The sequence below is a fragment of the Streptomyces sp. MB09-01 genome (assembly GCF_033794505.1).
In the GTDB taxonomy this organism is placed as follows: Bacteria; Actinomycetota; Actinomycetes; order Streptomycetales; family Streptomycetaceae; genus Streptomyces.
In genome coordinates this window covers 1-10,790 of the sequence record NZ_JARAYQ010000270.1, presented here as the reverse complement: position 1 = coordinate 10,790, position 10,790 = coordinate 1, and the positions used below count along the sequence as shown (strand labels likewise).

General features: G+C 71.2%; 9 protein-coding genes and 1 pseudogene. 4 read left to right on the top strand and 6 right to left on the bottom strand.

From position 1 onward, the window contains the following. From PV721_RS36045 to PV721_RS36025, 5 genes are all read right to left on the bottom strand, one after another. Positions 1-1,646 (bottom strand): caspase family protein (locus PV721_RS36045; RefSeq protein ID WP_319731913.1); only part of this gene is annotated, 1,646 nt, incomplete at its 3' end. Then, positions 1,643-2,515 (bottom strand): alpha/beta hydrolase, encoded by an 873-nt coding sequence (locus tag PV721_RS36040; RefSeq protein WP_319731911.1) that lies wholly within the window; start codon positions 2,513-2,515, stop codon positions 1,643-1,645. The genes PV721_RS36045 and PV721_RS36040, both read right to left, overlap by 4 nt. A 224-nt stretch (positions 2,516-2,739) precedes the next feature. Next, positions 2,740-3,378, bottom strand: a complete 639-nt coding sequence (locus PV721_RS36035) for an HNH endonuclease family protein (protein WP_319731909.1) — start codon at positions 3,376-3,378, stop codon at positions 2,740-2,742. Between the two features lie 161 nt (positions 3,379-3,539). Then, the gene (locus PV721_RS36030) at positions 3,540-3,692 is read right to left on the bottom strand and encodes a hypothetical protein (RefSeq protein WP_319731907.1); all 153 of its coding nucleotides are present in this window, start codon (positions 3,690-3,692) and stop codon (positions 3,540-3,542) included. A 107-nt stretch (positions 3,693-3,799) separates the two neighbouring features. Further along, positions 3,800-4,288: a hypothetical protein gene (locus PV721_RS36025; protein ID WP_319731905.1), complete on the bottom strand. Its 489-nt coding sequence runs from the start codon at positions 4,286-4,288 to the stop codon at positions 3,800-3,802. Positions 4,289-4,416: 128 nt separating this feature from the next. Here PV721_RS36025 and PV721_RS36020 point away from each other — a divergent pair, with 128 nt between their 5' ends. From PV721_RS36020 to PV721_RS36005, 4 genes and pseudogenes are all read left to right on the top strand, one after another. After that, a complete protein-coding gene (locus PV721_RS36020) occupies positions 4,417-4,998 on the top strand; it encodes a hypothetical protein (protein ID WP_319731903.1) in 582 nt (193 codons plus the stop codon). A 744-nt stretch (positions 4,999-5,742) separates the two neighbouring features. After that, positions 5,743-7,056, top strand: a pseudogene (tap, locus tag PV721_RS36015) (telomere-associated protein Tap); the annotation flags it as partial. Positions 7,057-7,310: 254 nt separating this feature from the next. Next, on the top strand, positions 7,311-7,862 hold the full coding sequence (tpg, locus tag PV721_RS36010) for a telomere-protecting terminal protein Tpg (RefSeq protein WP_319731901.1): 552 nt from the start codon (positions 7,311-7,313) through the stop codon (positions 7,860-7,862). A gap of 266 nt (positions 7,863-8,128) precedes the next feature. After that, positions 8,129-9,574: a pentapeptide repeat-containing protein gene (locus tag PV721_RS36005; protein ID WP_319731899.1), complete on the top strand. Its 1,446-nt coding sequence runs from the start codon at positions 8,129-8,131 to the stop codon at positions 9,572-9,574. A 398-nt stretch (positions 9,575-9,972) separates the two neighbouring features. Here PV721_RS36005 and PV721_RS36000 read toward each other — a convergent pair whose 3' ends face one another. After that, complete coding sequence (locus PV721_RS36000; RefSeq protein WP_319731897.1) at positions 9,973-10,512, bottom strand: hypothetical protein; 540 nt, start codon at positions 10,510-10,512, stop codon at positions 9,973-9,975. Between the last annotated feature and the right edge of the window lie 278 nt (positions 10,513-10,790).

Genomic DNA, 10,790 nt, shown 5'->3' with positions numbered 1-10,790 from the left:
GGGTTGGGGATGGTGGGGGAAGCGGCGAGGGTGCCGGCGGTGATGCGGGCGATGAGGAAGGACTTTCCGGCAGCGGAGGCGACGGCGCGGGCGACCCGCCGCACTGCGTGGGGTCGCTCGCGGTAGGGGGAGGTGCTGCGGGCCTGGAGGAGGGTGCGGGCGGTGTAGGTGGTGAGGGCTTCCCGGTCCGCATAGCGGGGGCTGTCGAGGTCGATGACCTGGCCGGTGTCGCCGGGGTCGATGCCGAGGCGGGGCAGGAGGTAGGGGCGGGTGCCCAGGAGCAGGCGGATGCGGCCTCGGGAGTGTTCGATCAGCGGGCGCAGGACGGTGGCGCAGAGGGTGTCGGGGGTAGCGGCTTCGTCGAGTGCGTCGATGAGAACGGTTAGCGGCCGTGTGCGGTGGTCCAGGGCGTCGAGGAGTTCACCGACGGTGCCGGTGCGGAGGCGAGCGGCCGCGGCGATGGCGTCCAGGACATCGGCGTCGGTCAGGCGCTGGGCGTAGACGGCGACATCGATCGTGCCGGGTGCGAGTAGGTCCTGCGACAGGCCGAGCGCGCGGGTCGGGACGGTACGGCGGCGTTCGGGGTGGGATAGGGCGGCGATCAGGCCAAGCACTGCGGTCTTGCCGGAGCCGGGGGCGGCGGTGACCACCCGGCACGCCGATTCCTCACTGCCGGCGGGGGTGTTGAGCCAGGTGGCGAGGTCGTGCAGGGCGTAGTGGCGGCCGCTGAACCACCAGGCCGGGGCTGTGAGGTCGTCGCCCGGGGCGCCTTGGTAGGCCATGGCGCGTACCAGTAGGCGGGAGGTGAACTCGCTCTCGCGCCGCCGGTCCTGTTGGTCGAAGGCGGCCGCCTGCTGGAGGGCGAGATCGACCTCGTTGAGGTGCACATCGTGGCGGGGGTTGGGGAAGAAGGGGGGCGGCTCGCCGTCCAGGCCGACCATGGCGAGCCCGATCCGCTGGTTGCCGGGCCGGTCCTTGGCGCCGTTTATGTGCTGCACGACGGCGTTCACCGACAGGGTGCCGGGGCCGTGCCCGGCGACCGACAAGTTGGTGACCGCGTCGCCCAGGAGCTTCGGGAACAGGCCGGCGGTCGCGGTCTGGTGCGGTTGCGCTGAGGAGACGACCACCAGCCCCGACCCGGAACTTGTGCCCCAGGTGGCGCCCAGGCGCTCCAGCGCGGCGGCGGCCAGTTGGTTGCCGCCCTGGCTGATGTAGCAGGCATCCAGCAGGAGCATCACCCTGCGGATGCTGGTGTCGCGCAGCATGGCACGCGTCAGCTCCGCGGTGGGCAGGGCGGTCCCGACCAGGTCGTTGGGGTCGGTGTCGGTGGTGAGCAGCACGTGTTCTTCGCCGCCGTCGAGAATCTCGCCGTGGCAGGACAGGTAGAGCGTCAGCAGGTCGTCCTCGCGGCGCTCTGGTGAGCGGCAGAACGCGCGCAGGGCTTCGGTCAGCTGCTGTCTGGTCGGACTCAGCGGCAGAGGGTCGTACAGGCGGTATCCGAGCGTGCCGGTGAACAGGTCGACGACCCTGTCGCGGGCCTGCACCAGGCCGGGGCGGTTCCACTCCTGGTTCTTCGGGTAGTCCGCGACCACCGCAGCTATCAGGAACCTGCGCGGCCCGTCCGTCGTGCTGTCGGTACCGCTCATGCCAGGCCCTCTGCGATCGCCTGCCCGCACAGCGCATCGGTGAGGTAGGAGGTGGCGTCGTGCGCGTGCGTGCCGTTGGACAGCACGGCGGAGCGCAGCCGGTTGCCGAAGACGGGGCGCAGGTCCTTCACCAGAGCGACCACGTCCCCGGTCCCGGCCAGGTTCGTCCACGCCAGCTCGTCGCCGCCCGGCCACGCCCCGCGTACCGCCTTGCCCTCGCGGGCGGGGGCCGGCTGGAGGCGGTCGACGACCAGGTTGCGGATGCCCAGCGGCGAGCCGATCGTCACCAGCGCCCGCACCCCGTGCCCGGGCAATGCGCACAGGGCCTCGTAGGCGACCACCGAGCCGAGCGAGTGCGCGACCACCACGCGGGTGTCCGGGCCGATCCGCTCCATGACCCGGCCACGGGCCTCCTCGCGCGTCTTCTGGTTGGTCAGATAGGCGCGGACCTGCTGGAGGTCCGAGACCACAGCCCGCAGTGCCAGGTTCGCGAAGAACTTCGAACCGGACAGGGCGCGCAGTGCGGCCTGAACCGACCGCGGGGCGGCGACCAGGGCGTCCGTGGCATCGGGCGAAGCCACCTCCGGGTCCGTCTCCGCGGCAGCCTGCCACCACGCGGCCAGGAGTTCACGCTCGAAGCCGTCCTCGACGTCCCTGGCGGTGTAGGGCGGGTCGCCGGCGGCGAGGAACTGCCCGGCGGGGCGGAACAGATCCCCGTAGAAGCCCATCGCGACGTCCGCCTCAGCCACGAGACCTTCCGCTCCGGCCCGACGCAGGCCGTCGCTCAGAGCCGGCCACCACACGGACCGCAGGCGGTCCTCGCCCTGTAACTGCTGGCCCATCCCGTGCACGCACACCACTTGCGCCATGACACCCACCCCACCCGACACGAACACCCCGGCCTCGACGGCTCCACACCTACCAGTACCCACTCACCACCGGTAGGTGAATCCCCACATCGACGCCCCGGCCACCACTCCCGAACGCACCACGTGGACACGCCAGCAGGTGCCGCTACTCGCGGCCACCGCGACCGCGGACAACCGGAAGATCAACACGCGGGCAGGGGCGTCGGTGCGGCTGCATCGGTGGGTCAGGCGGCGGGGTCGTAGGTGATGCGGGCGTTGGGGCAGTCGGCCGCGTACCGCAGAAGCGCCTCGCGCTCGGCGGGGTCGACGGCGAGGGCCCAGCGGTGCTTGGTGGCGACCCATTCGCCGAGGTAGCGGCAGTGGACCTGGGCCATGGGCATCCAGGTGGCCGGGTCCTGGTCGGACTTCTGCCGGTTGGAGCGGGCGGAGACGCCGACGAGAGTGACGTCGGAGCCGAGGTCGTTGGCGTAGCGCCGACGCCGCTCGGTGGTCCAGCCGTAGCCGCCGCTGTCGTGGACTTCGGCGAGCGGGATGAGGTGGTCGATGTCGACGCCGTACGGGCCCTGGACGAGGACGTCGTCGTAGTAGGAGTGCCGCCGGTCAGGGAGCAGCCGGAGCCGATGGTCGGGGCCTCGATCGCTTCGGCGATGAGGACGTCGTTGCGGGCGGTGCAGCCGTTCTTGTCGTCGTCCTTCCAGTGCGGGTACAGCTCCCGCTTGTAGCCGTCGCGGATCTCGTCCGCGACCGGCAGGGCGGTGATCCCGTCCATGAGGGACCTCGTCGGCCTGGGCCGGGGAGGCGGGAGCGAGGACGGCGAAGGTGAGTGCGGCGGCCATGAGGCCCCGGCGCAAGTTCTTGATCATGAGCCTGGTGATAGCGGGTCACCGGCTGCGGGACCGAGCCGGGGTTGGGGGTGCCTCACTCCGCTGGGGGAGCGGGTTCACCGCAGAAACGCGCCTGCGTCCTCCGCCCGGTCCCCGGGGTCGAGGTAGCCGCCCTCGTCCGGGCTCCGGGCGACGTCCGCTTACACCAACACCTGCACCTCCGCCTCGCCCGGGGTGCGGCGCAGCCGGCACGGGCCGCTGGAGAGGAACAGCTCGGAGATCCGCTGCGCCGCTTCGACGGCAGCCGGCTCCTGGCCCCGGATCTCGATCGTGATCACGTTCTCGTGGTTCATGCCCTCGGCAACCTGCCTGCTGGGGGCGCGGTTTCGCTCGTGTGCCAGGTGCACCCCATCGAGTGCGCCAGGGATTTGTCTTAACTGGGGTGTGTCAGAGGCGGTGGCTAGGGTGCGGGGCCATGGACGCTGCTGATCTTGAATCTCGTGCCCGGACCTTGTCGGGCTTCATTCCTTCGTCGCTGGTCACCCGGCTTCTGGAGCTCGGCCATGAGCCTGAGGTGGAGTTCCGGGCCCGGAGCGGGGAGTGGTTCTGCGCGCGGCTGCTCGGCGAGGGGCAGCAGTACGAGCCCGCGCTGGACGTGCTTGCCCCGTACGTCGCGACGGGCTGGTGGCCGGCCGCCCGGGCCCGGGCCGAACTGCTGGAGGTCTGGGGGCGGCCCGACGAAGCGATCGCGCTGTGCCGTCCGTACGCGCAGGCGGGGGACCCCCTGGTCGTGGACTTCGTCGCGCGCCTGCTGGCCCGCCACGGCCAGGCTCCCGAGGCGTTCGTCCTCCTGCAGCCCGGGTTCGAAGGCTGGTTCCTCGCCCAGACCCTGGTCGATGTCGCCGAAGCCGCAGGCCGCGATGAGGAGGTGGCGGGCTGCTCCAGGCACGGATCGGGGCCGCGGACCCGGCCTGCGACGACCCCGACTGCCACCGGCTGCGCCTGGAGCCGTCCAACGCCTTCGACCTGCTCGCCACCGTCCGGGAAAGGCAGGGCCGCATCGACGAGGCCATTGCCTTGCTGCGCCGTCGGGTCGTCACATCGGTCAACGGTCGCGACGCGCTGGCCGACCTGCTGGCCCGGCATGACCGGATCGAGGAACTGCGCGCGTACGCGGCCACCGAGACCCTCGGGCACGCCGCGCGGAGCCTGGCCGAGGTGCTGGAGGAACACGGGGACGTGGAGGGAGCGATCTCCGTCTACCGGACGTTCGCCGAGGAGTCCGACGGCATGTGGCATGTCGCCCATGTGCTGTCCCAGCTCCTGGTCCGGCACGGCCTGGTCGACGACGCGATCGCGGTGATGCACGCCCTGGCGGACTCCCCGTACGGCGCGGACGACTGCGTCGTGGACACGCTGTGCACCCTGCACGCCGAGCACGGCCGCGCCCACGACGGACTGGCCTACCTCGATGCCCTCAAGGAGCGGCGTGGCGGCTTCCCCTCATGGTCGACTGCGGCCTGCGCGACGAGGCGATCGAGCAGGCCCGGGCGCATCCCGAAGGCGGCACCTGGACGCGGCTTGGTCCCTCTCGGGCCTGCTTGCCGGGGCCGGCCGCCTCGAGGAAGCCGTCGCTGTCCTCGAACAGCACCCCGCTGAGACCAGCCCCGTCTTGGCCCGCCACCTCATCGATCTCGGCCGCATCGCGGACGCCGTCCGAGTCCTCCAGGTCCCGCCAGGCGTCGCCCCGGCCCCCGACTCCTGGAATAACACCTACTCCGACGAACCACCGTTCTGACGCTGCCCGGAGCCCGTTCCCGCTGATGGAGCTCTCGGTGAAAGTCCGTTGAGACTAGGTGATCCGGATCCGGGGCCCGTTGCACGTGAGCGGGAACCGAAGCATGCTAGGGCTGGGGCATGCCAACCGAGGATGAGCTGTTCGCGGCCGTGGATTCCCTGCTGACGGGTGAGCCCGAGATGCCGCCGCCGGCGGAGCGGGCCCGGCTGCGCGAGGCGGCCGGGATCACCCGGGCCTGTCTCGCCCTGCAGACCACGACCCAGTCGGTGAAGAACTGGGAAGCGGGACGTTCCGAGCCGCGCCCGCCGCACCGTCAGCCGCGCCCAGCAGCCAGGCCGTTGCCGAGCCCGCTGGCCGTCCGGCGGCGACGTCGCGGCGCCCCGCCGCGAAGAAGGCCGCCAAGCCCGCCACCACTGCGGCTGATCCCCGGTTCCCGCACGGCCCGCTCGCCGTCCTCGACGGCGACGGCAACGCCTACGCCGTGGACGGCATCGTGCTGGACTGCCCGGCCACCACGGTGGTCGAGCTGGTGGAGTGGACGTTGAAGTTCCGGTTTGGGCGCTGCGCGCCTGAACCGCAGCGGCAAGGACTCCGACCCGCTGATCGTGCTCACCGCCTCCGCCGCCGTGAAACTCGGCCTCCCCGAGCGGCTGGAAGGCCGTGAGGAGCGGCGCTCACTGCGCCTGGCGGACGACCACCCGACGGTGAAGCAGATCGCCAAGGCGAAGTGGCAGCTCACCCAGCGCGGTTTCGGCCCGTGGCCGCGGATCTACCGCAAGGCCCAGGGCAGCGCGCGGCAGTGCGTGCAGCTCGCGGTCCTGTCCTGGGACGCCCTCGATGCACGCTCCTGGCCGGGCGTCGCCGACATGGCTCCGGCCGACATCGCCCGCGTCCTCGGCGTCTACGCCCAGCGGGTCATCACCCCGCGCGGCTCCACCGCCGTCTCCGGCCTGGAGCTGATGACCGCCCTGCGCCCGCCCACCCGCGCCGTGCAGGAGAACGGCACCTGGGTCTCGGGCCACAACCTGGGATCCCTGGGCTCGGAGCCGGTGGACCCGGCGCCGCCGGAGGCGATCGCCGAACACCCGGTCGTCGTGAACTCCGGCTGGACGGGAGGCTTCCTGAACGAGGAGGCTTACCAGTGGGTCCGCGACCCCGCCCTCCTCTCCGACGAGGAGTGCCTGCTCCCGTACGCGGTCGGGCTGGACCTGAACACCGCGTTCCTCGCGGCAGCCGCCCGCCTCGTGGTCGGCCTGTCTGCGCCCGATCACTTCCACCAGCCGGTGTTCAGCAAGAAGATCCCCGGCTCCTGGCTGGCCGACCTCTCCCACATCGACCTCGATCCGCGCCTGCCCTCCCCGTTCACCCCGGACGGCACCCGCCCGACCGGCCCGGCCTGGTACCAGACCCACACCCTCGCCTACGCCCAGGAACTCGGCCACGACGTCCACCCCATCGAGGCCTACCTGCGCCGAGAGACCGGCGCCTACCTCGACCCGTGGCACGACCGGCTCAAGACCGCGTACGTCGACACCCTCGCCGACCTCGGCGTCACCGCAGATGTCACCGACGCCGAGTTGCTGGCGGCGATGGAGCACCACAAGCAGGCCGACCCGGCGATGGCCGCCGTCCTCACCGCGATCAAGGCCACCGTGAAGGGCGGTATCGGCAAGCTCCGCGAACGCCCCCAGGGCCGCACCTACCGCGACGGCGAGCCCTGGCCCGCCATGCAGCGCCCGACCTGGCGCCCGGACATCCGCGCTGCCGTCATCTCCAAGGCCCGGGTCAACATGCACCGCAAGCTCGCCAACATGGTCAAACTCACCGGCCTGTTCCCCCTCGCGGTGCTCTCCGACTGCGTCGTCTACCCCAGCCCCGGCGCCTCCCCGCTGGACTTCTTCCCGTACGCGGCCTCGGGCAAGCCGCTGATGGGCGGCTTCCGCCTCGGCCCCACCCCGGGTCTCGCCAAGCTGGAGGGGCGTGCAGGAGATGGCGTGGGCGGTGGACCTGATGGAGAAGGGCCTCAACCCCGCCCGCCACATCAAGGGCGGCGACGCCGTCCTCGACGACGGCGAATAGACGGCCGTGGCCTCCGGCGACGAGGCGCCGGAGGCCACGCCCGACAGGCCGCTCACCCCGCATCACCCGGACCCGCGCTGAGTGCTGAACCGCTGTGGGAGAGATCGAGGACGCCATCGTCCGCGCCGACCAGGAGGCCTACACCCAAGACCCACCCAAAACCCTCAAGGGCCGGATCAACTTCCTGCTCAAGAAGCTCAAGACCACCCGCGCGATCGCCGCCGAGCTTGGCGTCAGCCAGCGCTCCGTCGAGCGCTACCGCAAGGGCGACCGCAAAACCCCGCCCAAGCCGGTCGCCGACCGCATCGACACAGCCGTACGCACCCGCTGGCAGCCGGTGGTACGTGGCCGCCGCCGCAAGGAGGCCGCCACCAGCACCGGCATCACCGTCGAGACCCGCGCCCGCTTCGGCTACACGGCGGCCGTCGGCACCACCGACGACGGCCGGGTGCGCCGACTCACCGTCCGCCTTCCCGCCGCCTACGCCCAGCGTCTCTTCGCCCGTGCCCAGGGCGCCGCCGACCGCGACCTGCGGGCGATCGTCGCCGAGGGACTGCAGGAGGTCTACTTCAAGGACGGCGGAACCCGGGCCGACCAGCTCCGGGTCGAGTTCACCAACATCGACTACTTCGACGTCTCCTTCTGAACCCGGCCGCCGGCGGCTGACCGGCCGGACGCACCGCACCGCGGGACAGGACGCCGTCCTGTCCCGCGGTCGAATCACCGTTCCCAGGCCGCCATCAGCCCTCACGAAGGAATAAGTTCGTTCGATTTTCGGTCACGCATGCGAAGAATCCCGCAGAACGGCTGTTACTTGATCCATTGACCCGGCCGGGTGACGCGGCGAAGAAGTGCGCCCCGTGGTGCGCCGGAGCGTGCGAAACCTTCGAGGGTGCTGCCGAGTTCGCTTCGGTGACCTTCGAGGGTGCCGCCGTGTTCGAGTCGGCGACGTTCGCAGCCTTGGCCGCCTTCGGGTCGGCGAAGTTCAGGAGTGGCGCACAGTTCCTCGCGGCGACCTTCGAGGGTGCCGTCATGTTCAAGTCGACGATTTTCGAAGACTTCGCCATGTTCGGGGCAGCGACGTTTAGGCCTGGTGCAGAGTTCAGTTCGGCCCTCTTCGAGCAGGACGCCATGTTCAGGTTGGCCGTCTTCGGGGGTGACGCCGCATTCTCGAGCGCGACCTTTGAGCGAAGCGTCGACTTCGAGTCGGCGACCTTCGAAGGCAACGCCGATTTCGGGTCGGCGACCGTTGAGCGTGCGGCCAGCCTGGGGCCGTTGGTGTGTGCCGGGCGGGTCGATTTCTCCGGGGCGGTGTTCGGCAGCCCCATCACCCTCTCGTTCGCCGCGCGCAACCTGGAGTGCCGACGCACCCGCTGGTCGTCCATAGCCGAAATACGTCTGCGCTACACGAAGGTGGACTTCGACCACGCCGTTTTCGAGTACCCCCTCACCATCGCAGCGGAGACCGATCCGTTCCTGGACTCCCGCGGACAGCAGGTGGACGAAACTCTCTTCGCAAGCGACCCCGATGCCTCGGTGCGGATGGCCTCGCTGCGCGGAGTGGACGCGGCCCACCTGGTCCTGTCCGACCTCGACCTGTCGGAGTGCCTCTTCACCGGGACCGTGCACCTGGACCAGGTGCGCCTGGAGGGCGCCTGCTCCTTCGCCACGGTCCCCTCCGGCAGACACTGGCGAGGCTGGCTGCCATTGCGGTTCACCCAGCGCCGCGCCCTTGCCGAGGAGCACCACTGGCGCGCCAGACAGCCGGCCGCGGTACCGGGCTGGAACAGGGCCGCATCCGACGCGGGGCGTGTCGGGCCGCTGCAGCTGGCGCCAGTGTACCGGGCGCTGCGCAAGGCGTTCGAGGACGGTAAGCACGAGCCGGGTGCCGCTGACTTCTACTACGGGGAGATGGAGATGCGCCGCCATGCCGGCGACATCCCCCGCAGCGAGCGAAGTCTGCTGACTGCCTACTGGGCGCTGTCCGGCTACGGCCTGCGGGCCTCCCGCGCCCTGAGCTGGCTGGCGGTCTGCATGCTGGCCACCGTCGTGCTGATGATGGGGTTCGGGCTGCCACAGGACGACCCGAAGCAGCGGGCCACCGGCACGGTGCCGGCCGGGGGAGGCAAGGTCACCTTCGTGATCGACAAAGCCGATCCCCGGAACCCCACCGGGAACCGGTTCACCACAAAGCGCTTCGAGAAGGCGATGAAGGTCACGCTCAACTCGGTGGTGTTCCGCTCCTCCGGCCAGGGCCTGACCACCGCCGGCACCTACATCGAGATGACATCCCGCCTCACCGAACCCATCCTCCTGGGCCTCGCGATCCTCGCCGTCCGAAACCGCGTCAAACGCTGAAACGACGGCCCCAGCGCACGGCAGACCTACACCGCAGTCATGCGACGCGCCGACGGCGAACGCATGCGGAGCCGCCACGAATACCGTCAAGCGCTGGCTCCCCACACACGCATCACTATCTGCGGCCTGGCGCCCAGCACTCCGGCCGAGATCACTCTGTCCGGGTGGGGCTCACACCCGGACCAGCGCGTCATCGTCAGGCCCGAGCCGGTGGAGGAGTGCAATAGCTGGTGCGGGGAGTCGCCTTCGGACAGGCCGCTCCCGGCCCCGTGGCGCTGCCGACCGCGTGCAGGTTCCCGGCTGCCCCCACACGTCGCCAGGTCACCGCCCGGCCGGCAGCATCCAACCCGCTCTGCGACGACCGGGACGGGAGACCCGATCGTGCCCGGAAGCCCCTGCTAGGCCAGGCGCTTCTTCGGCCGGGGCTCGGCGTCGAGGAGCGCCCACCAGGCGTGCCCGTCGTGGTCGGTGTGGGAGCCGCAGGCTTCCACCGTGCGCAGTACCGCCACCTCCGGCGGCACAGGTCCCGCACCGTCCGGTCCGTCGGCCAGGTGGTTGAGGACCATGACGAGGACCTTCGCGTCCTGGTCGGCGAGGTGGACGCTGACACGCTTCCCGCCAGCCGCCACGGCCGCGCGGACAAGGCCGTGGACGGCCTTGAGGAAGTCGTGCTCGTCCAGCAGCGGGTAGTCCCACTCGGCGACGGCCAGCGCAGCCTGCCCGGCGGCCTTCCTCGCCGCCCACTGGTCCGCCCGGAAAGCCAGCACCCGGGCCCGCCGGCTGGTGACGACCAGCCGGGCCGGCACCCCGGTGAGCGACTTCGGCTTCGTCGCCGGCTGCGGCCTCGGCGCCTCCACCGGCTTCTTCTGCGGCGGCGGCGACTTCGGCGGATAACTCGGCGGAACCTTCGGACCCCTGGCTTCCACAACCTCGCTCATACCCCACCACGCTACGCCCGTTGACCGCGTCAGCGCACCGGCACCGACCACCCCGGTCCACCGCACCCGCGAGGGGGCTCGCCGTACGGGACCCGGGAACCCCCGAGCCGCACGCCCCCTTGGAGGGGTGGCGTTTCCCCCGGATCCGGGTCGGCGGCCGGGTGGCTGCGGCACGCTGGGACCGGCCGCCACCGCGGCCCGGCCAGCACGCCGTACGGCGGGAGAGAGGGTGGGGTGTCGTGGATCAGACGCTGAGGGACCTGGGGGCTGCGCACGAG